The 26,682-nt window shown below is 70.8% G+C and carries 19 protein-coding genes and 1 pseudogene; 9 read left to right on the top strand and 11 right to left on the bottom strand.

Translation table 11 applies throughout. From position 1 onward, the window contains the following. Window positions 1-26: 26 nt before the first annotated feature. From OG928_RS41380 to OG928_RS41370, 3 genes are all read right to left on the bottom strand, one after another. A complete protein-coding gene (locus OG928_RS41380; RefSeq protein ID WP_331767167.1) occupies window positions 27-593 on the bottom strand; it encodes a dihydrofolate reductase family protein in 567 nt (188 codons plus the stop codon). Between the two features lie 129 nt (window positions 594-722). After that, window positions 723-1,997 (bottom strand): sigma-70 family RNA polymerase sigma factor, encoded by a 1,275-nt coding sequence (locus OG928_RS41375; RefSeq protein ID WP_331767166.1) that lies wholly within the window; start codon window positions 1,995-1,997, stop codon window positions 723-725. Continuing rightward, entirely contained in the window at window positions 1,994-2,356 is a 363-nt protein-coding gene (locus tag OG928_RS41370; protein WP_331767165.1) for a YciI family protein, read from the bottom strand. Before OG928_RS41370 ends, OG928_RS41375 begins: the two co-directional genes overlap by 4 nt. Window positions 2,357-2,629: 273 nt before the next feature. Here OG928_RS41370 and OG928_RS41365 point away from each other — a divergent pair. Continuing rightward, window positions 2,630-3,383: pseudogene (locus tag OG928_RS41365) on the top strand (FAD-dependent oxidoreductase). Window positions 3,384-3,439: 56 nt separating this feature from the next. After that, window positions 3,440-4,099, top strand: coding sequence for a class I SAM-dependent methyltransferase (locus OG928_RS41360; RefSeq protein ID WP_331767164.1), 660 nt, complete (start codon window positions 3,440-3,442; stop codon window positions 4,097-4,099). Window positions 4,100-4,364: 265 nt separating this feature from the next. On the opposite strand, the gene OG928_RS41355 is transcribed toward OG928_RS41360, so the two are convergent. Next, a complete protein-coding gene (locus OG928_RS41355) occupies window positions 4,365-5,168 on the bottom strand; it encodes an SGNH/GDSL hydrolase family protein (protein WP_331767163.1) in 804 nt (267 codons plus the stop codon). A gap of 105 nt (window positions 5,169-5,273) precedes the next feature. Next, a complete protein-coding gene (locus OG928_RS41350; protein WP_331767162.1) occupies window positions 5,274-6,257 on the bottom strand; it encodes a helix-turn-helix domain-containing protein in 984 nt (327 codons plus the stop codon). 107 nt (window positions 6,258-6,364) lie between these two features. Here OG928_RS41350 and OG928_RS41345 point away from each other — a divergent pair, with 107 nt between their 5' ends. After that, a complete protein-coding gene (locus OG928_RS41345; protein ID WP_331767161.1) occupies window positions 6,365-7,300 on the top strand; it encodes an NADP-dependent oxidoreductase in 936 nt (311 codons plus the stop codon). 66 nt (window positions 7,301-7,366) lie between these two features. On the opposite strand, the gene OG928_RS41340 is transcribed toward OG928_RS41345, so the two are convergent. After that, window positions 7,367-8,968 (bottom strand): protein kinase domain-containing protein, encoded by a 1,602-nt coding sequence (locus OG928_RS41340; RefSeq protein WP_331767160.1) that lies wholly within the window; start codon window positions 8,966-8,968, stop codon window positions 7,367-7,369. Window positions 8,969-9,213: 245 nt separating this feature from the next. Here OG928_RS41340 and OG928_RS41335 point away from each other — a divergent pair, with 245 nt between their 5' ends. From OG928_RS41335 to OG928_RS41315, 5 genes are all read left to right on the top strand, one after another. Further along, a complete protein-coding gene (locus OG928_RS41335; protein WP_331767159.1) occupies window positions 9,214-10,758 on the top strand; it encodes an alkaline phosphatase D family protein in 1,545 nt (514 codons plus the stop codon). Between the two features lie 689 nt (window positions 10,759-11,447). Further along, window positions 11,448-12,506 (top strand): phosphotransferase, encoded by a 1,059-nt coding sequence (locus OG928_RS41330; RefSeq protein WP_406291677.1) that lies wholly within the window; start codon window positions 11,448-11,450, stop codon window positions 12,504-12,506. Between the two features lie 244 nt (window positions 12,507-12,750). Further along, a complete protein-coding gene (locus OG928_RS41325; protein WP_331767157.1) occupies window positions 12,751-14,424 on the top strand; it encodes an ABC transporter substrate-binding protein in 1,674 nt (557 codons plus the stop codon). A gap of 303 nt (window positions 14,425-14,727) precedes the next feature. Continuing rightward, window positions 14,728-16,068 carry an aromatic ring-hydroxylating dioxygenase subunit alpha gene (locus OG928_RS41320; protein ID WP_331767156.1) on the top strand — a complete coding sequence of 447 codons (1,341 nt, stop codon included), beginning with the start codon at window positions 14,728-14,730 and terminating at the stop codon, window positions 16,066-16,068. Between the two features lie 29 nt (window positions 16,069-16,097). Further along, window positions 16,098-16,655 carry a GNAT family protein gene (locus OG928_RS41315; protein WP_331767155.1) on the top strand — a complete coding sequence of 186 codons (558 nt, stop codon included), beginning with the start codon at window positions 16,098-16,100 and terminating at the stop codon, window positions 16,653-16,655. A gap of 75 nt (window positions 16,656-16,730) precedes the next feature. On the opposite strand, the gene OG928_RS41310 is transcribed toward OG928_RS41315, so the two are convergent. Further along, window positions 16,731-18,863: an MMPL family transporter gene (locus tag OG928_RS41310; RefSeq protein ID WP_331767154.1), complete on the bottom strand. Its 2,133-nt coding sequence runs from the start codon at window positions 18,861-18,863 to the stop codon at window positions 16,731-16,733. 384 nt (window positions 18,864-19,247) lie between these two features. Next, on the bottom strand, window positions 19,248-19,961 hold the full coding sequence (locus OG928_RS41305) for a TetR/AcrR family transcriptional regulator (protein WP_331767153.1): 714 nt from the start codon (window positions 19,959-19,961) through the stop codon (window positions 19,248-19,250). 97 nt (window positions 19,962-20,058) lie between these two features. Between OG928_RS41305 and OG928_RS41300 the strand changes: the two genes are divergently transcribed. Then, complete coding sequence (locus OG928_RS41300) at window positions 20,059-21,684, top strand: MFS transporter (RefSeq protein WP_331767152.1); 1,626 nt, start codon at window positions 20,059-20,061, stop codon at window positions 21,682-21,684. Between the two features lie 767 nt (window positions 21,685-22,451). Here OG928_RS41300 and gyrB read toward each other — a convergent pair. The 3 genes from gyrB to trpS form a co-directional block, all read right to left on the bottom strand. Further along, entirely contained in the window at window positions 22,452-24,485 is a 2,034-nt protein-coding gene (gyrB, locus tag OG928_RS41295; protein ID WP_331767151.1) for a DNA topoisomerase (ATP-hydrolyzing) subunit B, read from the bottom strand. Window positions 24,486-24,944: 459 nt separating this feature from the next. Beyond that, entirely contained in the window at window positions 24,945-25,367 is a 423-nt protein-coding gene (tsaA, locus tag OG928_RS41290) for a tRNA (N6-threonylcarbamoyladenosine(37)-N6)-methyltransferase TrmO (protein WP_406291674.1), read from the bottom strand. 51 nt (window positions 25,368-25,418) lie between these two features. Next, window positions 25,419-26,495, bottom strand: a complete 1,077-nt coding sequence (gene trpS / locus OG928_RS41285; RefSeq protein ID WP_331767149.1) for a tryptophan--tRNA ligase — start codon at window positions 26,493-26,495, stop codon at window positions 25,419-25,421. Window positions 26,496-26,682 lie beyond the last annotated feature (187 nt).

Here is a 26,682-nt window from a genome sequence, read left to right as displayed (position 1 = left end):
CCGGCGCTTGAGGACGCCCCGGTTCCCTACCGAGACTCGCGCGAATAGCGCAAGAGCACCGTGCGCCCGTCGAACGTCCGCGAGTCCACGAGCCGCAGGCCGATCCGCGTATCGCTGTCCACGAAGACGGATTTGCCGCCCCCGAGCAGAACCGGATGCACGACGATCAGGTACTCGTCGATCAGCCCGAGCCCCGTGAGCGTGTTCGCGAGCTCCGAGCCGCCGTTGAGCAGGATGTCCTTGCCCGGTTCGTTCTTGAGGGCGGTGACGTCCTCGACGAGGTTCTTGCCGATCACGCGGGTGTTCCAGTCAGCCTTCTCCAGCGTCGTGGAGACGACCACCTTCGAGGTCTCCCGCCAGATCGGCGCGAAGCGCAGGTCGTGCGGGTCGGTGGAGATCGACTCGGCGTTCGGCCAGTAGCCGGACATCATCTCCCACACGACGCGGCCGTACATGAAGACGTCGACACCCGCGTTCAGCTCCTGCCCGTAGTCGGACAGCTCCGGCCCCATCACCGGCCAGTCGAACTCGCCGTTCGGGCCCTCGATGTGGCCGTCGAGCGACTGGTGGACCATGTAGAGGATCTTGCGCATGTCGGGCTCCCGCTCTCGGTGGTGCGTGTGTCGATGTCGCCTTTCGCGAAAAGGTCGAAGCCGGCTCGCGGTTCTCGACATCGCGGCGAGGAATCTTCGAGAAAGTTTTCGGCCGCTTCCGGGGCGGGTTCAGCCCTGAGCCCCGGTCGGCCCGTCGGCCGGTCGCACCTCGCGCGCCGCACGCGTCTCGAGGTAGCGCCGCTCCGGCAGGCTCGTGGTGCGCCGCGCCGCGGTGCGGTACGCCTCCCGGGCCGCGTCGTGGTCGCCGGCCAGGTCGAGCAGGTGGCCGCGGACGGCCCAGACGCGGTGGTGGTCGGCCATCCGTTCGTCGTCGGCCAGGGTGTCCAGCAGGTCCAGGCCGGCTTGCGGGCCGTGCACCATCGCCGCCGCCACGCTCTGGTTCAGCGTGACCATCGGCCCCGGGGACACGTGCGCGAGCAGCCGGTAGAGCGCGAGGATCTGCGGCCAGTCGGTGTCGTCGGCCGCCGCCGCCTCGGCGTGCACGGCGGCGATCGCCGCCTGGAGCTGGTACGGGCCCGGCGGCCCCCACGTCAGGGCGTCGGTGACCAGCGCGGTCCCCTCGTCGATGGCCGCCGCGTCCCAGCGCGTCCGGTCCTGCTCGGCGAGCGGGACCAGTCCGCCGTCGGCGCCGGTGCGCGCGGCGCGGCGGGCGTCGGTGAGCAGCATCAGCGCGAGCAGCCCGGCCACTTCGCCGTCGTCGGGCAGCAGTCGGTGTACCGCGCGGGTGAGCCGGATCGCCTCGGCGGTCAGGTCGGTGCGGTGCAGTTCCGGGCCCGAACTCGCGGTGTAGCCCTCGTTGAAGATCAGGTACAGCACATGCAGCACCGCCTGCAGGCGCTCGGCCTGCTCGGGCCCGGCCGGCCTGCCGAATCGCCCACCGGCGGCCTTGATCCGCTGCTTGGCGCGGCTGATCCGCTGCGCCATCGTGGCCTCGGGCACCAGGAACGCGCCGGCGATCTGAGCCGTCGTCAGGCCGCCGACCGCGCGCAGGGTCAGCGCGACCTGCGAGGCCGCCGACAGCGCCGGGTGGCAGCACAGGAAGAGCAGGGTCAGCGCGTCGTCGTGGTCCGCGGCCCGCTCGTCGTCGGGCGCGGGCGCGATGTGCTCGTCGACCGGCGCCTGTACGGCCAACCGCGCCTCACGGTTGCGGCGGGCGCGTTCGCTGCGCCAGTGGTCGATCAGCCGCCGGTCGGCGACGGTGAGCAGCCAGGCCCACGGGTTGTCCGGGATCCCCTCCTTCGGCCATTGCACGGTGGCCGCGAGCAGCGCCTCCTGTACCGCGTCCTCGCACGCGTCGAACTGGCCGTGGCGTCGGACGAGCACGCCGAGGACCTGCGGCGTCAGCTCCCGCAACAGGCCCTCGACGGGCGCGTCCACGCTCACGTCTGCGTCCCGGACTCGCTCATGACGGGGCGGACCTCCATGGCCCAGTACCTGGCGTCGGGCCAACGCGCGGCGATCTCGGTGGCACGTTCCGTGCTCTCGCATTCGACGAGGAGATAGCCCGCGAAGTGCTCCTTGGCCTCCATGAAGGGGCCGTCCGTGACCGCCGGTAGGCCGTCGCGGACCCGGACCGTCCGGGTCTGCGAGGGGTCGGCGAGCGCCTCGCCGCCGAGCAGTTCGCCGGACGCGGTGAGCTCGGCCATCAGGCCGTCGACCTCGCCGAACAACTCGGTGCGCTCGGCCTCGGACAGGTCCTCCACAAAGCCGGGGCGGTTGTAGATCAGCAGCATGAACTTCACGACGTGACTCCTGATATTTCGCTGAATTTCACTGTATGTCGCGGTGTATCGCGGTGCATCGCAGTGTGCTGCGGTGTGCTGCGGTGTGCCGAGCGCTGTTCGGGCGGACGGAATTCGGCACGAATATACGGACGCCGCCATCCGGCGCCGCGCGGTTCGTGCCGCCGCCCCGAACGGCTGTCACGACGCGCGGCACTCCCGTACCCGGTCCAGACTGAAAAGCACGCATCCGCCGGCGCCTCGCGCCGGCATTCGGCTGTACGGAGGGACGCTATGACCCGCCCGAGTGTCGTGGTGATCGGCGGCGGGTTCGCCGGCGTGGAATGCCTGCACAGCCTGGAACGCGCGCTCACGGCCGCCGAGGCCGACCTGATCCTGATCACGCCCACCAACTACCAGCTCTACCTGCCGCTGCTGCCGCACGTTGCCGCCGGCGTGCTGACCCCGCAGTCCGTCGCGGTGTCGCTGCGTCGTCGGCTGCGCCGCACCCGGATCCTCCCCGGCTTCGTGATCGGCATGGACGCCCCGGCCAAGACCGTCGTGGTGCGCACGTCGGTCGGCGACGAGGTGAACGTGCGGTACGACTACGCGGTCCTCGCCGCGGGCAGCACCACCCGAACCTTCGACATCCCGGGCCTGACCCGGCACGCGCTCGGCATGAAGACCCTCGCCCAGGCGGCCTACCTGCGGGATCACGTCATCGCCCAGCTCGACCTGGCCGCCGCCGCTGAAGCCGTACCGCCACAAGGACCTGGGCCTGGTGGTGGACCTGGGCGGCCGCGACGCGGTGTCCAGGCCATTGGGCGTGGAGTTGTCGGGGGTGCCGGCGCAGGTGGTGGCCCGCGGTTACCACGTCATGGCGCTGCCGACCTTCACCGCGCGCACCCGCGTGCTGGTCAACTGGGCGCTGAACGCCGCGGCCGGCGACGACTTCGTCCGCACCGGCTTCCAGCAGGGGCGGCCCGCGAGCCTCCAGGACTTCGAACACACGGACGTGTACCTGCGGCCCGGCACGGAATCGGCGTGACGCGTCCGCGCGACCCGACCGTTTCGGCCGCGCGGAGCTGTGGCATCGTGAGGCGGATGTCCTTCGACCACAACGACCACTACCACCGCCTGTTGCTGCGTCAGGTGCCGCGCGGCGCGCGTACCGCGCTGGACGTCGGATGCGGGACCGGTCGATTCGCCCGGCGGCTGGCGAGTGGGGGCGGAACGGGCCCGGGTCTCCTGGTCGACGCGATCGACCCCTCCGAGGAAGCCGTCGCGGCGGCGCGCGCCGGGTCGCTCGGCGACGACGCGGCGCCGCGGTTCCGCCAGGCGGACGTCACCCAGGTCGAACTGCCGCCGGGACACTACGACTTCGTGTCATGCCTCGCGAGCCTGCACCACATGCCGTTCGACACCGTGACGTCCCTGCGCGACGCGCTCGCCCCGGGCGGCGTCCTGGTCGTCCTGGGCTGCGCTCCCGAACGGACGTGGGTGGACTGGGCATGGAGCCTGGCCGCGGTCCCGACCAACGCGATCGCACGACTCGCGGTAGCAGCCGGAGAAACCGCACGCGGCACCCGAACCGCCCACCACACGGCCGTCAAAGCACCGGTGGCACCACCGACCATGCCCCTGAACGACATCCGCCACCAGGCAACCACACTCCTACCCGGCAGCACCGTACGCAGACTCCTCTTCTGGCGCTACCTGCTGGTCTACCGCAACCCCCACTCGCCAAGCCCATCCGCGACATGAAACCAAAACCACTCCAGCCCGTCCGGCATTTGAGGCCAGGCTTTTCAAGCCCGTCCGGCGTTTGAGGACAAGCCTCCCAACAGCGCCCGCAGCGTGAGAACAAAGCCGCCCCAGCCCGTCCGGCGCTTGAGGACAAGCCTTCCAACCCCACCCGCAGCGTGAAACCAAAACCACCCCAGCCCGTCCGGCGCTTGAGGACAAGCTTTTCAAGCCCGTCCGGCGTTTGAGGACGCCAGGCCGCAGGCCGGCCCACACCCGCGCGACGTCACGCCCCCGTAAGCGTGACGGTGAGTTCGGGGAGGTAGCCCTTGGCCTGCCCCGCATCGGTGGGGTGGTACGACTCGTCGAACGGCAGCGCCAGCCCATGCAGCCAGGCGTCCGATGCACACACGCCGTGGCCCGCGAAGCGAGTGCGGACGTCGGTGAAGTCCGCGCCGGCGGCGCCGGCTCGACCGGCGGTGGTGGCCGCGAGGGTGTCCGCGGCGCGGTCGAGGACAACGCGCTTGGCCTCGCTCAGCCCGAACAGGCAGCTGCCGAGTTCGAACAGGCGTGGGTAGCCGAGCACGACCAGCCGGGCGTTCGGCGCGCGGTCGCGGATCTGCGCGTACGTCGTGTCCAGGTCCGCGGGGAGCCGTTCGCGCGTGTACGCCTCGGACTCGCCGACCGCGTCGGCGCACTGCCGGTCGGAGCCGAACACGCAGGTCGCGATCGTCGTGGCGAAGCCGACGTCGTTGCCCCCGACGCTGATCGTCACCAGCGACGTGGCCGAGGTCAGCGCCGAGAGCTGACCCGCCCGGACATCGGCGCTGGTGGCCCCGGAGCACGCCACGAACGCGAACTCGTCCGCGGGGTGCGCCTTGTTCCACAGCGCGGGATAGGCGCTGGCGCTGCGCTTGCAGTCGCCGCTGCCCGCGAGGTAGTCGCCGGCGCCGACGCCCGAGCTGTACGAGTCGCCGAGCGCCACGTAGCGCGAGCCCGGCTCGGCCCGCGCGGACGGGGCGGCGAGGCCGACGAGCGCGAGCACGACGGTGACGGCGACGGATGCGGCGGCACGGCACGGCGACTGCACGGGTGGATCTCCTCCGGAGCGTCGGAACCTGCGTTGTCGCAGGTGTATCGGCCGCGCCGGCGGGTCGCTTGACCCCGGTCACTCGTCGGAGGACGACCCCGTCGGTCAGGCGTGCGCCGGGGTCGGCTCGTGGGTGCGGAAGGTCTGCCGGTAGGCCATCGGCGGCACGCCGATCGTGGCGACCAGGTGTTGGCGCAGCGAGGCGCCGGTGCCGAAGCCGGCCTGGTCGGCGATCCGGTCCACGCTGAGGTCGGTGGTCTCCAGGAGGCGGCGCGCGTGTTCGACGCGTTGGCGGGTCAGCCATTGGCCCGGGGTCAGGCCCACTTCGTCGCGGAAGCGCCGGGTGAAGGTGCGGACGCTCATCCGCGCGTGGTCGGCGAGTTCGGCCAACGAGAGCGGGCGGTGCAGGTGTTCGAGCGCCCACACGCGGGTCGCCGAGGTGGTGGCCGAGGACGGTTCGGGTACCGGGCGTTCGATGAACTGGGCCTGCCCGCCCTCGCGCCACGGCGGTACGACGCAGCGCCGCGCCACGCCGTTGGCGACCTCGCTGCCGTGGTCGCGGCGCAGCAGGTGCATGCACAGGTCGATGCCGGCGGCGACGCCCGCGGCGGTGAGGATGTCGCCGTCGTCGACGAACAGCACGTCCGGGTCGAGCTTGACCTTGGGGAAGCGTCGCTGGAACGCGTCGGCGTCGTTCCAGTGCGTGGTCGCGGGGCGCCCGTCCAGCAGGCCCGCAGCGGCCAGGACGTACGACGCGGTGCAGATCGTCACGATGCGCGTGCCCGGCCGGAGCCCGGCCAGGGCCCGGGCGAGCGGTTCGGGGAGCCAGTCGCGCTCGCCGTCGGACCCCGGGTCGCAGGTGAACGGCGGGATGACCAGGGTGTCGGCGGTCGCGAGCACGTCGGCGCCGTGGTCGACGACGATCGTGAAGTCGGCGCTGGTGCGGATCGGGCCGCCGTCGAGGCTGCACGTGAGCACCTCGTAGAGCGGCTCGTCGTCGGGCCCGGTCGCGGTGCCGAAGATGCGGACCGGGATGCCGAGTTCGAACGGGTAGACGTTTTCGAGGGCCAGGACCACGACGCGATGCATGGCCGGATCCTTTCACATGTTGGCCACCAGGCCACTCGATGGGGTCGGAGCGCGACGGCATCGTTGCTCGCACGCCGCAGGAACGAGAACAAGGGAACGTGATGACAATGCGCGCCATCGGTCAGAACACGCTGGGTGGGCCCGAGGTGTTGGAACTGGTCGAGGTCGACCGCCCGGAACCGGCACCCTCGGAGGTGCTGGTGCGCGTGCACGCGGCCGGGGTCAACCCGACCGACTTCTGGCACCGCTCGACCGGGGGGCTGCTGGGCGGGGTGCCCGTCCGGCTCGGCTGGGACGTGTCGGGTGTGGTCGAGGCGGTCGGGCTCGGGGTGACCATGTTCCGGCCGGGTGACGAGGTGTTCGGGATGCCGCGGCTGCCGCAGCCGGCGGGCGCGTACGCCGAGTTCCTCACCTCGCCGGCGCGCCATCTGGCCCGCAAGCCGGCCGGGCTGTCGCACGTGGAGGCGGCGGCGCTGCCGCTGGCCGGGCTCACCGCGTGGCAGTCGCTGGTGGACACGGCGGACGTGCGGCCGGGGCAGCGGGTCCTGGTACACGCCGCGGCGGGCGGGGTCGGGCACCTGGCGGTGCAGATCGCGAAGGCGCGGGGCGCGTACGTGATCGGGACCGCCCGCGCGGCCAAGCACGACTTCGTGCGCGGGCTCGGCGCGGACGAGGTCGTCGACTACACGACGGTCGACTTCGCGGAGGTGGTCCGGGACGTGGACATCGTGATCGACACGATCGGCGGCGAGTACGGGCCGCGGTCGCTGCGGACGCTGCGTCCGGGCGGGCACGTGGTCTCGCTGGCCTCGCCGGCGGAGACGGCGCTGGTCCCGGTGGCCGAGAAGCTGGGCTTCCGGGCCGGGTTCACGATCGTCGAGCCGGATCAAGGTGGGCTGAAGGCGATCGCGGAGCTGGTCGAGGCGGGGCAGTTGCGGGCGGCGGTCGAGACGGTGCTGCCGCTGGCGCAGGCGGCCAAGGCGCACGAGATCGGTGGCACCGGGCGTACCGCCGGGAAGATCGTGCTGACCGTCGTCGACTGACGGCGCGGACCGTGCGATGGCCGGGCGGAGGTGTGCGGCGGGGCCCACGGCGAATGGCCGCAGGGTTCAACGGTCGGCTGCGGCAGGTGTGGGGGATCTGCGTTCGGCCAGTCCCCGCACCCCGGTGACGGCGACCACGATCAGCACGACCAGGGTGAACCCGCCCTCGCGGGGACCGGCGCCTCGATCCTCGGTCTGGGCCCACCAAGCGGCGGTAAATGCCAGCCACAACAGGCCTGTCAGGACTGAGGGGTTGTGCCGACGGCGGACGAACCCCGCGAGCGCGAACGGCACGAGCCCGAGGAACGGCAGCGTGTGGATCCAGGCCGGCGCCCCCAGGGCGGCGTAGTTGAGCGCGACGACGTATGCCCAACTGATCGTGACGCTCAGCCGCGCCGACCACAGCAGCGCCGGCAGCGAGAGGACCAGCGCGACTTCGGCGGCGGGGATCAGAATGACAGGGACCGGCCGCTCGAACCGGTTGACCGAGATCGTGGAGATCAGCAGAAGCACCCATCCCACGACGGCGACCGCCCCCGTCTCCGTGGGGCGGTAGCGAATCGCCCACGGGGAAAAGGGCCGCACGCTCTCAGCGGCAGGATTCCCGGATGGCGGAGCGACGGCCGTGTCGCCCGGGTACGGACCGACCCCATGGCCGGGGCCATACCAGGCTGTGGGTGGACGCCCCGTCGGCGAAACCGGCAATGGACCCGGCGGCGCGATCGTCGCCGTGGCTGCGGCCTGATCGTTCGGCTGCCAAACCGGGGCCGGTGACCGCGGTGTGGCCGTGACGGTCGGCTGTCTGTGCAGGGCGGGCGCCGTGGTGTCGGTGCTCAGGGCGCGTTGTGCCGTTTCCAGCGCCGACCGGAATGCCGCCGCGTCGGCGTACCGCTGTTCCGGCGATTTGGCGAGTGCGGACAGCGTGAGTACGTCGATGTGGTCCGGGATGTCCGTCCGCAGCGCCGACGGCGGGGGCGGTGTTTTGGTCAGGTGCTGGTGCATCACCGCGAACGGCGAGTCCCCGGTGAACGGCGGCCTTCCGGTGAGCAGTTCGTACAGCAGGCAGCCGAGCGAGTAGACGTCGGTGCGCGCGTCGACCGCGTCGCCGTCGATCTGTTCCGGCGACAGGTACGCCGGTGTGCCGACCATGAGCCCGGTCGCGGTCAGCCGGGTGGTGGTCTCGGCGAGCGCTTTGGCGATGCCGAAGTCGAGCACCTTGACCGCGCCGGATTCGGTGACCATGACGTTCGACGGCTTGATGTCGCGATGGACCACGCCCAGGCCGTGGCTGTGCACCAGGGCGTCGGCGACGTCGCGGGCTATCGCGACCGCCCGGGCGACCGGCAGCGGGCCGGTGCGCAGGGCATCGGTCAGCGTCCGGCCGTCGATGTACTCCATGACCAGGAACGGAACGGCCTCGGCACCGTCCTCGCCCAGGTCCTCGCCGACATCGTGCAGCGTCGCCACGCCGTGGTGGGACAGGGCGGCACTGGTGCGTGCCTCGCGGCGGAACCGTTGGCGGAACTCCTCGTGGCGGGTGAGTTCGGCCGGCAGCACCTTCACGGCCACGGTACGGCCGAGCTCACGGTCGACGCCTTTCCACACCTCCCCCATGCCGCCCCTGCCCACCAACTGCACCAGTTCGTACCGCCCCGCCAGAACCCGCATACCCGAGTGCCCCCGCTGCTCGACCGCTGTTGCCGCAGACACCGTATCCGGCCGGGCAGCACGCCTTCGGGGAACCGAACGTGCCGGTCGTGCTCGACGCCGGCCGCGACGTCCCCCGCATCGCACTCCTCCTCGCCCACCCGCCCGTCCCGCCCCACTCCCACCCCGGACTCGATCACCAGACTTGACGATCCGTCCAGGCGCCGTTCGCCGCGACGTCGCCCGGCGCCACTACACACGAGTCCATGACCTCAGTGGACAGAAGGACCATCCTGCGCACCGGCTCCGCCGTCGGCGCCGGCCTGGCGATAGCCCCGGTCGTCGGCGCGACCTCGGCGTCGGCCGCGCCCGCGTACATCGCCTCCGGTCGGCCGAACCTGAGCCACGGCGTGCAAAGCGGCGACGCGACCGCGGACTCGGCCATCGTGTGGGGCCGCGCCGACCGGCCCGGCCGGCTGATCGTCGAGTACGGCACCCGCCCCGACCTGCGCGGCGCCCACCGCGTACGCGGCCCGTGGTTGACCCCGGACGGCGACCTCACCGGCCGGGTGCGGCTGCGCGACCTGCCCTCGGGCAAGCGCGTCCACTACCGGGTCCGGATCGAGGGCGAGCGCGGCGCCGCGGGCGAGGCGGTCACGGGCTCGCTGGTCACCGCGCCGAGCGAGCACAGCCGCGCCGACGTACGGTTCCTGTGGTCCGGCGACACGGTCGGCCAGGGCTGGGGCAGCAACCCCGACATCGGCGGCATGACGATCTTCGAGCAGATGCGCCGGCTGCGCCCGGACTTCTTCCTCAACAGCGGCGACACCGTGTACTCGGACGGCCCGCTCGTCGCCGGCGTGCCGCTGCCCGACGGCCGGATCTGGCACAACGTCACCACGCCGGAGAAGTCCAAGGTCGCCGAGACGCTGACCGAGTACCGCGGCCAGTTCGCGTACAACCTCCTCGACCCCAACTACCGCGCGTTCGCGGCCGAGGTCGCGCAGCTCAACCAGTGGGACGACCACGAGGTCACCAACAACTGGTACCCGGGCGAGATCCTCGAGGACGCGCGCTACACCGAGAAGCGGGTCGACGTGCTCGCCGCGCGCGCCAAGCAGGCGTTCCGCGAGTGGGTACCGATCGGCGACGACCGGATGTACCGCAAGGTGTCGTACGGCCGGCATCTGGACGTGTTCGTGCTCGACATGCGCACGTACAAGGACGCCAACGACGACAACCGCTACGCCGACCCCAAGCGCGGCCTGCTCGGCGAGCGGCAGCGCCGGTGGCTGATCGAGGGCCTCTCGCAGAGCCGGGCCACCTGGAAGGTGATCGCCAACGACCTCCCACTGGGCCTGGTCGTCCCCGACGGCCCCGCCGCGCAGGAGGGCATCGGGCAGGGCGATCCGGGCGCGCCGCTGGGCCGCGAACTGGAGTTCGCGCAGATCCTGCGCACGGCGCAGCGGCGCGGGGTCCGCAACATCGTGTTCCTCACCGCCGACGTGCACTACACCGCGGCGCACCACTACGACCCGGACCGGGCCGCCTTCAAGGACTTCGACCCCTTCTGGGAGTTCGTCTCCGGTCCGCTCAACGCGGGCGGGTTCGGTCCCAACGCGCTGGACGGCACGTTCGGCCCGAAGGCCGAGTTCGTGCACGCCCCGCCGCGCGCGAACACTTCGCCCCTGGAAGGCTTCCAGCACTTCGGCGAGGTGGAGATCGACGGCCCCTCCGGCGCCTTCACCGTCAACCTCCGCGACGGGGCCTCCGCCGTCCTGTGGAGCAAGACCCTCCACCCCGTGCGCTGAAACCCGGAACCCGGACCCCGGAAGCACCACCACCAACGCCGCCGCCCCCTCCTCGCCGCGCAGACCCACCGGCGAGGAGGGGGCTCAGCGACGTTGCACAGCCATGCCGCCGAGCCGCTCCCGAGGCGGAGGTCAGTTGTTCAGCAGCCGCCATCCGGCCAGGCCCACCCGGCCCGCGCCGCACCGGCGGGCTCGGTGAGTTCGATCCCCAGGGTCCGCCCGATCTGTTCGAGCTCATTCCCCGAGCCGACCTGTTGCGACCGGTTCGCGGCAGGCCGGCACCGGCCGTCGGGTCGACGCGGTCGCCCCGCTCCGGGCACGTGGGTGTTCCCGGGCACGGGTCGCATGCGGAATACTCCGCCGCACGCGGACCGATCGCCCCGACCGGGACGGCGTTGCGAGCGGACGTCGCAGGGTCGCGCGGGGATGGGGTGCCGCACTGCGACGGGAGGGCGGGCATGGCCGGGAACGCGCGGTTCGGCGGTTCGGGACGGGCGATCGGGCGCGCGGCCGTCCGGTACGGCGCGCACATCGCGCTGGAACGGGTACGCCGACGACCCGCGACCCGGAGGGAGGACATCCCGGTCCGGGCTTCGGAGGTGACCGCGGCGTGGCTCAACGCGGTGTTGTGTGTGGGGGCTTCGACTTCGGGAGGTCCGACTTCGGGGACTTCGACCTTAGGCAATTCGTTGTCGGGAACCCCGGCTGCGAGGGCCTCGGATGCGCGGTCCCTGGGTGCGGCGGTCGAGTCGTTCGCCGTCGAGGACGTCAGCAGTGGAACCTCCAGCCGCTGGCGGGTCGCGGTGACCTACAACGCCGCCGGCACCGAAGCCGGGTTGCCGGTACAGCTGTTCGCGAAGACCACGTGCAGCGCGAGCCAACGCCTGCTGTTGGGCCTGGTGGATCTGCTGCGCGGCGAACCGGGGTTCTACCGCTCGCTACGCCCCGCCCTCGACATCGAGGCCCCGATCGGGTACCACGGCGCGGCCGATCTCGCGTCGGGGCGCTCGATCGTGCTCGTCGAGGACGTCGTGGCAACCAAGGGCGCGACCTTCCGGGCACCACGAACTCCCTTGACCCGCCCGGAGATCGAGGACCTTCTCACCGGTATGGCGCAGTGGCACGGGCGCTACTGGGAGCACCCGGATCTGGCGCGGCACGACTGGCTGCGCCCACCGAGCGGGTTCGTCGTCGCCCTGGATCGTTTCGCGGGCATGCGCAAGCGCGGTCAGGTCGGCGTCGAGCGGGCCCGGGCGGTCATCCCCGACAAGGTCGTGGCGCTGCACGGGCGCCTGTACGAGGCCCTGTGGCGATCCATGGCCGCCGCCGATCGCGGGCCCGCGACGCTGCTGCACGGCGATCCGCACATCGGCAACGTGTACACGACCGCCGCCGGCCGGATGGGATTCTGCGACTGGCAGGTCGTCTCGCGAGGGAACTGGGCGCACGACGTCTCGTACCTCGTCGTCTCGACGCTGGCCGTCGCGGATCGCCGCGCCTGGGAGCGGGACCTGCTCGCGCTCTACCTCGACCGCCTGGCCGAAACCGGCGCCAAGGCACCGGACTTCGACGCGGCCTGGCTCGCCTACCGACGACAGCTGGTCTATCCGTATCTCACGTGGCTGCTGGTCATCGGCCGCAGCGCCGTCCAGCCGAGGTTCCAGGCCGACGACGTGAGCCTGGGCGTCATCGAGCGGACCGCGCACGCCGTGGCGGACCTGGACCCGCTCGCCGCCGTCGAGGAGTGAGACCGTCCGCTCCCGCTTCGGCGCGACGGCAAAACGTCCATCAATACACGGAAAACCGCGACAAAGATCGTTCGCCGCTTGGGTTATGCTCCGCGTCCGGACGGCCGGGGCGCCCGGATTACAGGTGTTCGGGGGAGGTTGTCCGTCGCCCGCGCGGCCATCCGGCCACCGCGTGCGGGTCGGTGCGACCGGCCCGATCGACCGCCCTTCGGGGTCGGCCCACAGATCGAAGCGAGGCACAGGCATGGACACTGCAGGCGAGAATCCCAATTCCATGGTCTCCGGCGGCCGTTCGCGCCGCTTCGACTCCACCGCGACACGTGTCGCATCCCGCGGCGGCCGTCGGCGCGTCTCCCGGGCCGTCGTCCCCGCGGTCGCCGCGTGCCTGGTGCTGGGCGCGTGCGGAGGCGGTGACGACGACAAGTCCGCCAAGGACACCGACACCTCCGCCGTCACGCCCAAGAGCGGCGGCACCGTGACCGTGGCGATGGCGAGCGACATGCGCTCGATGGACCCGTTCGGCGCGCTCAGCAACTCGTACACCGACAACACCCGGCTCAACGCGGTCTACGACTCGCTGTTCTGGCACGAGGCCAAGACCGGCAAGGTGATGCCGCAGATCGGCGAGAGCCTGGTCCCCGACCCCGGGAACGCGTCCTGGACGCTCAAGATCAAGCCGAACGTCAAGTTCTCGGACGGCTCCCCGTACGACGCCGCCGCGGTCAAGTTCACCTGGGACGAGCACGCCGCGCCCGCGCGCAAGTCGTACCAGGCGGGAACGATCCAGGCGATCGGGTCCACCGAGGTGGTCGACCCCACCACGCTCAGGATCACGCTCAAGGGTCCGAACGCCAACTTCGACCACATCGTGGCCTCGAACCTGTCCTTCATCGTCTCGCCGACCGCGTACCGAAAGGACCCGGCCGCCTTCTCCCGCAACCCGGTCGGCGCCGGCCCGTACACGTTCAAGGAGTGGTCGAACGGCGACCACATGACGTTCGTCAAGAACCCGACCTACTGGCAGGGCCCGGGCAAGCCGTACGCCGACTCCGTCGTGTTCAAGATCATCCAGGACAGCACGCAGGCCCTGGAGACGGTCTTCTCCGGCAGCGCCGACATGAAGGTGTCGGTCAACGCCGAGGACCCGGTCAAGGCGAAGCAGAAGGGCCTGGAGACCAAGACCGTCACGATCATCGGCGGCGAGTCGCTGTACTTCAACAACAAGCGCGCGCCGTTCGACGATCCCCGGGCCCGCCGCGCGGTGCAACTGGCGCTCGACGCCGACGAGGTGAACAAGATCTCGTTCAGCGGCAACGGCACGCCTACGCGCAGCATCTTCCCGCCGGACAGCCCGCTGGTGGACTCGGGCACCGAGACCGTCCAGCGCACCGACCGCGCCGAGGCGCAGCGGCTGCTGAACGAACTGGCGGCGGAGGGGAAGCCGTTGGACTTCACGTATTCGATCCCGCAGAACGCCAACGCGGCGAAGACGGCCGAATACATCATGACCCAGCTCCTGGCGCTGAAGAACATCGCCGTCAAGATCGCGCCGATGCCGATCGCCGCGTTCCAGACGGACATCGTGATCAACAAGAACTACCAGGCCGCGATGTTCAGCTACTACCTCTCGGACGCCGAACCCGGGCTGTACGTCAACCTGTTCAGCACCAGCCCGAACAACTACCTGATGTACGCCAACCCCGCCGTCGACCAGAACCTCGAAAAGGCCCGGACGACGAACGACGCGGCGCAGCGCAAGGCCGCGTACACGGCGGTCGCCGCGCAGTTGAAGCAGGACGCGGCGCTGTGGACCTACCAGTCGTCGGTGGTCACCGGGTTCCACCGGTCGGTGATCGTGGGCATGGTCCTGACCAACGACGGCATGGTGCTGATGGACCGGATCGGCCTCAAGGGCTGACCGGGCCGGATCGGCCGCACAGTCCGCACAGGCCGCACAGGCCGAGGATTCGGGCTTGAGTCTCCCCAGGGTGGAGGCCGCCCACGAGTGGTTCATCGTGGCGCCACGCACGCGCGTGGAGGGGTGACCGGCGGCGGCGCGGCGGGGTCTGTCGGCCCCGCCGCGCCGCTTCGGCGCACCGTGGTCGATGCCTCTTGCAACCGATACCCGCTCGTGCGAACGTGCGCTCGACCCGCACGTGTCGAGCGCACGTTCGGGGCCGCGTCCGCGCGTTCCGAGGATCCCGAGCGAAGAGGCAGGCCGATGACCGTGAGCCGGGAACAGCACGCGCCGCCGTCGGATCCCCGCCTGCACGAGGGCGTCGACGACGGGACGGCGATCGGCGTGGTCGACCCGGGCGCCGAGCCGGTCCGGGTGCCGGCCTCGCGGTACACGGACCCCGCGTTCGCGGCCCTGGAGCTCGCCCGGATGTGGCCCAGGACCTGGCAACTCGCCTGCTGCGTGGACCATGTCGCCGAGCCGGGCGACTGGTTCGAGTACCGCGTCGGCCCGTACTCGGTGCTCGTCGTGCGGGCCGAGGACGGCGAGCTGAGGGCCTTTCAGAACTCGTGCCGGCACCGGGGAAACGTGCTGTGCACCGGCGCGGGGACGGGCCTGACCGAGCTGCGCTGCGGCTATCACGGCTGGACCTGGGACCTGGGCGGGCAGTTGCGCAAGGTGCCGGGGCGCAAGGGGTTCGGGCACCTGCGGATGTCCGAGTTCCCGCTGCATCCCGCGCGCGTGGCGGCGTGGGGGCCGTTCGTGTTCGTCAACCTCGACCCCGAGGCGCCCGACCTCGCGAGCTACCTGGAGGGCGTTCCGGCGGACACCGAGTGGGCCCGGCTGGACGAGTTCCGCTGCGTGGCCTCGCTCGGCGGCGAGGTGGCCGCGAACTGGAAGACGGTCGCGGACGGCTTCAGCGAGACGTACCACGTGCAGACGCTGCACCCGGAACTGCTGCACAACATCGACGACGTGCACGCGCCGCAGCGACTGTGGGGCCACACCGGCAAGTCCGAGCAGGTGTACGGCGTGGCCAGTCCCCGGTTCAAGGACGGCCTCACCGACGCGCAGGTCTGGGAGTCGTTCGTGGTCACCCAGGGCGGACGGATGGGCGTGAGCGACCCCGCCGCGCCGCTGCCGGAGATCCCGGCGGGCTCGACCCTGCAGGAGGTGCTCGCCGAGGCGATCCGCGCGCACGCCGCTCGCGGCGGGACCGACCTGTCCGAATTCGACACCGACCGGATCATGCGGCTGCACCAGTACAACGTGTTCCCCAACTGCTCGTTCCTGCTCACGGCCGACACGCTCAGCGCGCTGGTCGCGCGTCCGGGCGCCGATCCGGACACCGCCGAGATGATCATCTTCGCGTTCCGCCGGGCCGCCCCGGGCACGGCGTACCGTCGCCCGGTCGACTCGCGCGTCGCGTTCGAGAAGCTGGACCTGGGCTACGTGCTCAACCAGGACGCGGCCGTCCTGGCCGGCATCCAACGCGGCCTGCACCAGCCCGGCACGACCGACATCGTGCTGTCGCAGGAGGAGAAGCGCGTGATCAACACGCATCGCAACCTGGAACGGTATCTGGGCATCGGGCCGCGGGACTGAGCCGCGGGTCGCCGTGAGATGCTCCCGGGGTGCTTCTCGATACTCCTCGGCTCCGCCTGCGTCGCTTTCGGCCCGACGACGCACCGGCACTCGCGAGCTACCGCTCGGACCCGGCGGTCGCGCGATACCAGAGCTGGAACGTGCCCGTGTCCCTCGCGTCCGGGGTCGACCTGGTCCGCGGCTTCGCCGCGGGCGACCCCGAGGAACCCGGCTGGTTCCAGTTCGCCGTCGAACTCAAGGCCGAGGGCGCCCTGGTCGGCGACATCGGGGTGAACCTGCACGAGAATCGCATGCAGGCCGAGGTGGGCTTCACCCTCGCCGCCGACCGCCAGGGACGGGGCTACGGCGGCGAGGCCGTGCGCGCCGTGCTGGGCGACCTGTTCGAGCGCGGCCTGCACCGGGTGTCGGCCGAGTGCGACGCCCGCAACCTGCCCTCGGCCCGCCTCCTGGAACGGGTGGGCTTCCGGCTCGAGGGGCGCCGTCCGGCGTACACCTGGATCAAGGGTGAATGGACCGACGACCTGCTCTTCGGCCTGCTCGCCGACCGGTGGGACGAGATCGCCGACCGGGGCGTGTCCGGGGCGTGAAACGCCGCGGGGCGGTGGGAGAGTCACGCTCTCCCACCGCCCCGCGATCAATCATTTCCGATCCGCCGTGTCGGGTCAGCCGACCAGCATCCGCTCCCGGTCGTCGCCGCCGCCGGGCGTGTCGTCGTCCTCGTCCGGGTGTTGGGCGAGCTTGCTCGGCCACCAGATCTTCTGCCCGATGTCCAGGGTCAGCGCCGTGACCAGGACCGAGCGGACGATGAAGGTGTCCAGCAGGACGCCGAGGGCGACGGTGAAGCCCATCTCGGCGAACGAGACGATCGGCAGCGTGCCGAGCACCGCGAACGTGCTGGCCAGCACCAGGCCGGCCGAGGTGATCACGCCACCGGTCGCCGCCAGGCCGATCTGCATGCCGCGCCGCGTCCCGTGCTTCTTCGACTCCTCGTGCACCCGACTCATCAGGAACACGTTGTAGTCGATGCCCAGTGCGACCAGGAAGACGAACACGAACAGTGGGAAGCCCACGTCGGTGCCCTTGAAGCCCAGCAGGTGCTCGAAGGTGAACACGCTGATGCCCAGCGCCGCCGCGAACGACAGCACCACGGTCGCGATCAGCACCAGCGGCGCCACCACGGCCCGCAGCAGCAGGCCGAGAACGATCAGCACCACGAGCAGGATCAGCGGGATGATCAGCTTGTCGTCGTGATCGGACGCCGTGGCGATGTCCATCTGGGTCGCCGTTCCGCCACCGACCTTCGCGTTCGCGTCCGGGACCGCGTGCGCCGCCGCGCGCACCCGCTTGACGGTGGCCTTGGCCGCCGCCGAGTCGGAGGACGAGGTCATCACGGCCTCGATCTGGACCCGGCCGCCGACCGCGGGGCCCACCTGCTTGACCTGTCCGGGTGCGATCCCGGGAGCGCCCTCGATCGCCTGGAGCAGCGACTGGGCGGCCGATTCCCGGCCGATGACCACGATCGGGTCACCGGAGCCGGCCGGGAAGTAGCGCTCGGAGACCTCCTGGCCGGTGATCGACTGCGGCTTGTTGGTGAACGAGTCCTTGTTGGCGATGCCGTCGCCGTTGAGGTTCGTCAGGCCGATCGTCATCACGCCCAGGATGACCGCGGTGATGATCCACACCAGCCGCGGGCCGCGGGCGATCTGGCGACCGACGCGCGCCCACATGCCCTTCTCGTCGTGCGTGATCGCGTCCGGCTCGAAGGCCGGGCGGACCGGCCAGAACACCCAGCGACCGACGATCACCAGGAGCGCGGGCAGCAGTGTGGTCATCGCGATCAGACCGACGACCACACCGAGCGCACAGACCGGACCGAGGCCCTTGGTGGACTGCATGTCGGCCGCCATCAGGCACAGCATGCCGATGCCGACGGTCGCGGCACTCGCGACGATCGCGGGTCCGGCGCGGAACATCGCGTGCGCCATCGCCTCGTGCCGGTCCTCGTACCGGTGCAGTTCCTCGCGGTAGCGGGCGATCAGCAGCAAGGCGTAGTCGGTGCCCGCGCCGAAGATCAACACGGTCAGGATGGCCGCGCTCTGGCCGTTCACGACCAGGCCGGCCTTGGTGAACAGGTACACCACGGCCTGCGCGCTGAACAGTGCCGCGATCGCCGAGATCACCGGGAGCAACCACAGGGTGGGGCTGCGATAGGTGAGCAGCAGGATCAGCACGACGACGCCGAGGGTCGCGTACAGCAGCGTTCCGTCGATGCCCTCGAACGCGGCTGCCTGGTCGGCGCCGAGCCCGGCCGGGCCGGTGACGTACCCGTCCAGGCCGGACGGGTTGTCCTTCAGGGCCGCCTTGAGGAGGTCGACGGCGTCCCCGAGGTCTTCCCAGCCACCGTCCTTGACGCCGATCGGGACCAGGACCTGGGCCGCCCTCTTGTTCGTGTCGAAGGCCGGCTTCTCGATCGTGCCTTCCACGCCCTTGGCGTTGGCGAACATGGCGATGTCCGCCTCGATCGCCGTCTCGTCTCCCTTGGTCAACCCGGAGGCGCGCTCGTAGACCACGACGGCGGGCACCGTGGTGTCCGGGCGGAACGCCTTCTGTTCGTGGATGACCTTGGTGGACTCGGCGTCGGCGGGCAGCCACGACGAGACCTCGTTGTTTTGTGCATCGGTCAGCTTGGCCGACAACGGCGCGGATACCCCGAGCAGGATCACCCACAGGACCAGCACGACCCACTTGGACCGGCGCCCGCACGGCAATGCCGCAAGCGCCTTGACCCGATTCATGTTTCCCCCAGCAAATGGGCTGATCCCAAGGAAGCAGCCATAGATCGACAACAAGGAGTCAGCTCTACGCCGGTTCGATGACCGAGCGATCGAGACTGTCGAGGACATCGCCCGATGCCAACCGGACGGGTGTTGGAATAGCGGTGTTCCCTACAGGAGTTCAGACCGACCGACGCCCCGAAACTCATCGCTTGCCGGCCGGGTCCGAGGGGGGATTGTCCAGGACGGACCACCCTACCGTCCACCCATTTCCCACTCCGCGGGCACAGCACGGGTGAACATATGGTGAACTCATGAGCATTCACCGTCCGAGCATGCGCCCGGGCCCTACGTTTTCATGTCCACTACGACTGCTGCCGGTCTGTCCAAACGCCGGACGGGCTGTCAGGCGACCCTGTCCGGGTTTCGCGGTAGGGCGGCGAGGCCGTCCAGGAGGCGTTCGAGGACGAAGTCGAAGCGTTCGTCGATGTCGGGGGCGGTGAGCGCGCGCGCCGACGCGACCAGATGCGGATAGGTGCCCGCCGGCAGCGCCGCCAGGGCCGAGCCGATCGCGTCCACGGCCTCGCGGGTGGGCACGCCGCCGGTGGCCACCGCCGCCGAGATCGGGAGTTGCTCGCTCTGCACGAAGCCGATCACGATCGTGCTGACCGCGTAGGTGATGTACGCCGCGTCCTGCCGGGAGAACCCGGCCCGGTCGAGCATCCCGAGCTGATGCTCCATCACCGTCGCCGTCCCGGGCCCGGCCGGGAAGCGACCCACCAGGACTCGGACCGAGTCGCGGTGTTCGTGCAGGAACCTCCGGTAGGCCCAGGACAGTTCGCGTAGTTCGACCCGCCAGTCGCCGCGGGTCGGCGGCAGTTGGGGCGCGGCGATCGCCAACAGCTCGTCGGCGAGCAGGTCGAGCAGCTCGTCCTTGTCCCGCACGTGCCAGTACAACGACGGTGCCTGGACCCCGAGTTCGGCGGCCACCGAGCGCATCGACAGCGCGTCGAAGCCGTCCCGCTCCAGCACCACGAGCCCGGCCTTCGCCAGCGCGTCGAGCGTCACTCCCGGCCGTCGCCGCGCGCCGCCGCCTCCCGCACGGGCCTTCGCCGCCATCCGCTCGTCCCTTCCTCGGTTATCCCCTTGCGCAGTTTCCCGCACAGGTGCAATCTAACACCGTTAGATTGTGACTAACAGTGTTAGGGAGTCAGTGATGGCAGACGACCCGCCCAGCCGGATTCCGGCGCAGGGGCACTCGGGGACCGCGGCGGACGACGCGCCGCGCAACGGGTCGGCGCACAAGGGCCTGATCCTCGCGACCCTGTGTGTGGCGCTGTTCGTGGCGATGCTCGACAACGTCGTGGTGTCCAACGCGCTGCCGAGCATCGACCGCGATCTCGGGGCCGGTGTCAGCGGTCTGCAGTGGGTGATGGAGGCATACAGCCTGGTCTTCGCCGCGTTGTTGCTGACCGGCGGCACGTTGGGCGACCGGTACGGCCGGCGCCGGGTCTTCCTGATCGGCCTGGGCGTGTTCACCGCGGGTTCGATCGCGTGCGCCCTCGCGGGCTCGTTGCCGGCGCTGATCACGGGACGCGCGGTCCAGGGGGTCGGCGGCGCGTTGCTGATGCCCGGCACCATGTCGATCATCCGACACGTGTTCACCGACGACCGCGAGCGGGCCCGGGCGATCGGCATCTGGTCGGGCGTCTCCGGCGCCGGACTCGCGCTCGGGCCGGCGATCGGCGGGCCGCTGGTCGACGCGTTCGGGTGGGCCAGTGTGTTCTGGATCAACGTCCCGATCGGCGTCGCGGGCATCGTGGTCGGCGCGCTCGTGCTGCCCGAATTCGCCGAGCGCCGCGGCCGGTTCGACGTGCCGGGCCTGGTGCTCGGCGTGCTGGGCATCGGCTCGCTGGTGTTCGCGCTGGTCGAGGGCCCGGCCCAGGGCTGGGTCTCGCCCCGGGTGCTCACCGCCGCGGTGGTGGCGCTCGTCGCGCTGATCGCGTTCGTGTGCGTCGAACGGCGGGTCGAGCAACCGATGTTGGACGTCGGGTTCTTCCGCGACCGGGTGGTGGCCGCCGCGGCGTGGGCCGGATTCGCGGTCTCCTTCGGGATGTTCGGCGCGCTGTTCTTCCTGGGCCTGTACATGCAGGACGTGCTCGGCTACTCGCCCACGGAGGCCGGCTTCGCGTCGCTGCCGTCGACGCTGGCGATCATGGCGGCGGCACCGATCGCTGGACTGCTGGCCGGGCGGATCGGTCCGCGCGTGCCGCTCGTGACCGGTCTGACGTTGTGCGGGATCGCATTGGCCGGGCTGTCGTTCTACGGCAACGACGTGGCCTACCTGGAGTTCTTCTGGGTGCTGCCGTTCCTCGGCGCGGGGATGGGCCTGTGCTTCACGCCGATCTCCGTCGCGGTGATGTCCCGGGTCGAACCGGCGCGTGCCGGGATGGCCTCCGCGGTCTCCAACACCGCTCGCGAACTGGGCGGCGTGGTCGGCATCGCCGCGCTCGGCGCGGTCCTGACCGCACGCCTGTCGAGCCGGCTGGCCGAGTTGCTGGACGCGGCCGAGGTGCCGGCCGCGGACGCGCGCAGGGTCGTCGAGGCGAGCACGTCGGGCGGCGGTGGCGGCGTCGGGCACCTGGGCAGCGCGCCGCCGGTGATCCGCGAGGCGGCGTCGACCGCGTTCGTGGACGGGCTGCACCTCGCGCTGTGGACCGGGGCCGGGGTGCTGTTCGCGTCGGCGCTGGTGGTGGCGTATCTGATGCGTGACCTGCCGGGGGGCGCGACGGCCGCGCGGGACGCGGAGCCGGCGAAGGTCCCGGCGGGCAAGGGGCGCTGACCGGGCCGCCGAACCCGGGCATCGGTCGGGCGCGGCGGTCGAGCGGCGGGGGGCACTTTGGTCGGGGCTTGCGGTCGGGCCTTGCGGTTGCGCGCTGTGGTCGCGTGGTCGCGCCGTGGTCGCGCGGCGATCGGCATCCCTTGAGGGAGACGTGAGGGACCCTCGGTCGCGGTCGGACACTGGTCGGGCCTTGCGGTCGGGCGCCGTGGTCACGCCTTACGGTCGCGCACCGCGGTCGTGCCATGGTCGCGCGGCGATGGGCATCCCTTGAGGGAGACGTGAGGGACCCTCAGCCTGGAAGCCCCGTCAAGGCGCCGCCTAGCGTGGTGGGCGTGGGACTCGAGGTCTCGGGGTGCCGCCGCCCCATCCGATGTGGAGGTCGGCGCGCCGGGCCAGGGCGTCATCACGACTCGGACGGGGGCGGGTACATGGTGCCTACCAACGCCGCGGTGGCGATCCTGCTGCTGGGTGCGGCGGGCGGCTTCCTGATTCGCCGGCCGCGCCGGCTCGTGTGGGACGCGTCGTTCGGTGGGGCGGCGACTCCCCTGCCCGGGTCCGGGCGCCGGGGTCGGCGCCGTCACCACGGCCTGCTGCCTTCTCTCGCAGGCCCCCTCATACGCCGTCGGCCCCCGCCCCCGCACGGGGGCCGACGGCCCGTCCCGCCGCCGGCCGAGGAGGCTGCGGCAGGGCGATTCTCTCCTGGGCAACAGAGGGCAGTGGTGGGGCTTCGGGTCGGGCGCCCGAGGGGGCGGGAGCAGTGCCCGGGGTCAGATGTCGAGGAAGCGGACGTCCTTGGCGTTGCGCTGGATGAAGTGGCGGCGGGCTTCGACGTCCTCGCCCATCAGGACGGAGAAGAGGTCGTCGGCGATGGCCGCGTCATCGAGGGTGACCTGGCCCAGGACCCGGTGATCGGGGTCCATGGTGGTGACGCGCAGTTCCTCGGCGTTCATCTCGCCCAGGCCCTTGAAGCGCTGGATGGAGTCGTCCTTGATCCGGCGGCCGTCCTGCCGGCCCCGTTCCAGGAGCATGTTGCGTTCGCGGTCGGAGTAGGCGTATTCGACGTGGTCCCGGCTCCACTTGATCTTGTACAGCGGGGGGCGGGAGAGGTAGACGTGGCCCTCGTCGATCAGTGGGCGCATGAAGCGGAACAGGAAGGTCAGCAGCAGGGTGTTGATGTGCCGGCCGTCGACGTCGGCGTCCGCCATCAGGATGATCTTGTGGTAGCGGAGTTTGGCGATGTCGAAGTCCTCGTGCACGCCCGTGCCGAACGCGGAGATGATCGCCTGGATCTCCTGGTTGTGCAGGATTTTGTCGATCCGGGCCTTCTCCACGTTGAGGATCTTGCCGCGGATCGGGAGGATCGCCTGGTACCGCGGGTTGCGGCCGGATTTGGCCGAACCGCCGGCTGAGTCTCCTTCCACGATGAAGATCTCCGACATCGCCGGGTCATTCGACTGGCAGTCGGACAGCTTGCCCGGCAGCGCCGCCGTTTCCAGCAGGCCCTTGCGGCGGGTCAGGTCGCGCGCCTTGCGGGCCGCGACCCGGGCCGTGGCCGCCTGGATGGCCTTGCGCAGGATGTCCGCGACCTCGTTCGGGTTACGGTCGAACCAGTCGGTCAGCTGCTCGTGGACGATCTTCTGCACGAAGGTGCGCGCCTCGGTGTTGCCGAGTTTGGTCTTGGTCTGGCCCTCGAACTGCGGCTCGCCGAGCTTGACCGAGATGATCGCGGTCAGGCCCTCGCGGATGTCCTCGCCGGAGAGGTTCGCGTCCTTTTCCCGCAGCAGCTTCTTCTCCCGCGCGTAGCGGTTGACCACGGTGGTCAGGGCCGTGCGGAAGCCCTCCTCGTGGGTGCCGCCCTCATGGGTGTGGATGGCGTTGGCGTAGGAGTACACGCTGTTGGTGTACTGGCCGTTCCACTGCAGCGCGACCTCGACCGACAGCAGCCGTTCCGTGTCCTCGGCGGCGATGGTGATGACCGAGGGATGGACCGGCTCGCCCTTGCGGGCATTGAGGTAGGTCACGAAGTCGGTGATGCCGCCGTCGTAGCGGTAGGAGACCGTCTTCGCCGCCGGGTCCGAGTCGGCTTCGTCGGCCGCGGCCGTCGCGCGCGCGGAGGGCCGCTCGTCGGTCAGGGTCAGAGTGAGCCCGCGGTTGAGGAAGGCCATCTCCCGGAAACGCCTGGCCAGCGTCTCGAAGGAGTATTCGGTGGTCTCGAGGATGTCGCCGTCTGCCCAGAACGACAGCGAGGTGCCCGTCCGGGAGGTGGCCTCGTGGCGGGCAAGCGGGGCGGCGGGAGCCCCGTCCCTGTAGTCCTGCGTCCACCGGTAGCCGTCGGTCCGGATCTCCGCCGACAGCCGGGTCGACAGCGCGTTGACCACCGACAGACCCACACCGTGCAGACCGCCGGAGACCGCGTACCCGCCGCCCCCGAACTTCCCGCCCGCGTGCAGCACGGTCAGCACCACCTCGACGGCCGGCCGCTTCTTTTCCGGGTGCATCCCCACCGGGATGCCGCGGCCGTTGTCGACCACCCGCACCCCGCCGTCGGCCAGGATCGTCACGTCGATCCGGTCGGCCACCCCCGCGAGTGCCTCGTCCACGGAGTTGTCCACGAGCTCCTGCACCAGGTGATGGAGCCCCCGCTCTCCCGTGGAGCCGATGTACATCCCTGGCCGCTTGCGTACGGCGTCCAGGCCGTCCAGAACAGTGATCGCGTTGGCGTCATACGACGCCGCCCCCACGTCGCCGGTCTGCTGGGATCCGGGGGTATCGGTGGCGGCGCGAGTGTCGTAAGTGGTCACAGATGCTCTCTTTCGGGCATGGCAGACGCCGCTCCCGCACCGTGGTGCGGGAGCGGCCGGACAGCTGGCGGAGACAGGCAGCCCAAACAGGGCCCCGAGGCCCACCGGCCTCGGGGCCCTTTACTGCCAGGACGCTGTCCAGGATACCGGAGATGCCCCTTGTCAAAGGGGCGAGAGCATCTCCATATGCCACCGTGCGGCCCTTGCTCTACCCAAGCCAATCCCCCCTGCCTTGACCCCTTGAAAATGCGACAGAGGGCCGCTCATGGGCTTTCTTGGCGTCTTGCCGCGTAGAGCCCAAGACACTATTTCCGGCGTGACCCTCCGCGGTCACCAGTCGCGCTGCGTCAGGCCGCCGGCCCCGGCGGCTCCCGTCGAACCCTGCCCGGTGGAGGGTGCTGCCGGAGGCCGCATCCGGCGTCTACGGTTGCCCCGAAGCCCGGGACTCGGACCGGCTCGCTACCGTTCGCCGCGCGAGGTCAGGACCGGCTTGACGTCCAGGATCGGTGTGCCGTCGAGGGCCTCCAGGTTGCGAACCAGCAGGCGGAGGCCGTCGATCGAGACGATCTCGATCCGGTGCAGGCCGATCGGGTTCGGGCGATCGGGCGATCGGGTGCTGAAGACGCCGGTCTCGGGTCTGCCCCGATCACCGCGGGGGTGGACCACCAGGACGTCGCGGTCGGCCCGGTCGAGCCAGGTCAGCAGGATCACCTCGCTGCCCGGCGCGAGGTCGCCCAGTCCCGCGCGTACGTCCTCCTCGAACACGAGCCACGCGTCGGGGGCACCCTCGTCCCCCTGCCGGGGCGCCGTGGATCGATCCACGAGCACCGACTCGACCCATCCGATCGGGCGCACGGTGTACGGATCGTGATCGTCGGTCAACGTATCCACCCCTCTTTCTTTCGGTGGATGGAAATGGAAATGGAAATGGAATCAGTACAGGCTCTTCATGGCGGTGCGCACCTCGTGCAGGGTCGTCTCGGCCACCGCGTTCGCGCGTTCGTTGCCCTCGCGCAGGACGTGGCGGATGTACGAGCGGTCCGCCGCGTACTCGGCGCGGCGGGCTCGGATCGGGGCCAGGAACTCGTTGACGGCCTCGGTGACGGTCCGCTTCAGGGCGGCGGCGCCCGCGCCGCCGATGTCGGCGGCGACCTGGTCGGGTTCGCGGTTCAGGCAGAGTGCGGCCAGCAGGACCAGGCTCGCGACCTCGGGGCGGGTGGCCGGCTCGTACGTGATGTGCCGATCGGCGTCGGTCTTGGCGCCGCGGATCAACCGGGCGGTCTCGTCGGCGGTGGCGCCCAGGGCGACGGCGTTGCCGCGGCTCTTGCTCATCTTGGTGCCGTCGGTACCGAGCAGCAGCGGCGCGGCCGAGAGCAGCGCGTCGGGCTCGGGGAACACCGGGTCTGCGGCGGTCGCGTACCGGTCGTTGAACCGGCGGGCGATGGTGCGGGTGAGTTCGAGGTGCGGCAACTGGTCCTGGCCGACCGGAACGAGGTTGCCCTTGCAGAACAGGATGTCGGCGGCCTGGTGCGCGGGGTAGGTGAACATCAGGCCGCTGACGGCGGCCTGTCGCGAGTGCGCGATCTCGTCCTTGACCGTCGGATTGCGGCCCAGCTCGGCGACCGAGACCAGGCTGAGAAAGGGCAGCAGCAGCTGGTTGAGGGCCGGGATCGCGCTGTGCGTGAAGATCGTGGTCCGGGCGGGGTCGATGCCGACCGCCAGGTAGTCCAGGATCAGCCCCTCGACGTGCTCGGCGAGGCGGTCGGCGACGTCCCGGTCGGTCAGGACCTGGTAGTCGGCGATGATCAGGAACCCCTCGACGCCCAGTTCCTGCAACCGAACGCGGTTGTGCAGGGTGCCGAAGTAGTGGCCGAGGTGCAGGCGGCCGGTGGGCCGATCACCGGTGAGCACCCGGAACCGCTCCGGCTCCCGACGCAGCCGCTCCTCCAGCACCATGCTGCGCGCGTGGGCGGCGGAGGTGCCGATCGGGGTATCGAACATGGTGGTCATGAGCTTCTCCTGGTCGGTGGCAGATCGCCGTACGGACGGCGGTCGCCCCTGATCCAGGGCACACAAAAGGGCCGTCCATCCGAACGGCCCTGGTCATGCACGCGAGGTGGCCGCCCCTAGCAGGGGCGCCACCAACTCGAACACGACGAATCACGCATGGCAAAAAGCATAACGCCAACCCGGGTGA

The organism is Embleya sp. NBC_00896 (assembly GCF_045207785.1).
GTDB lineage: Bacteria > Actinomycetota > Actinomycetes > Streptomycetales > Streptomycetaceae > Embleya.
This window is presented reverse-complemented; position numbering and strand designations above follow the sequence as displayed.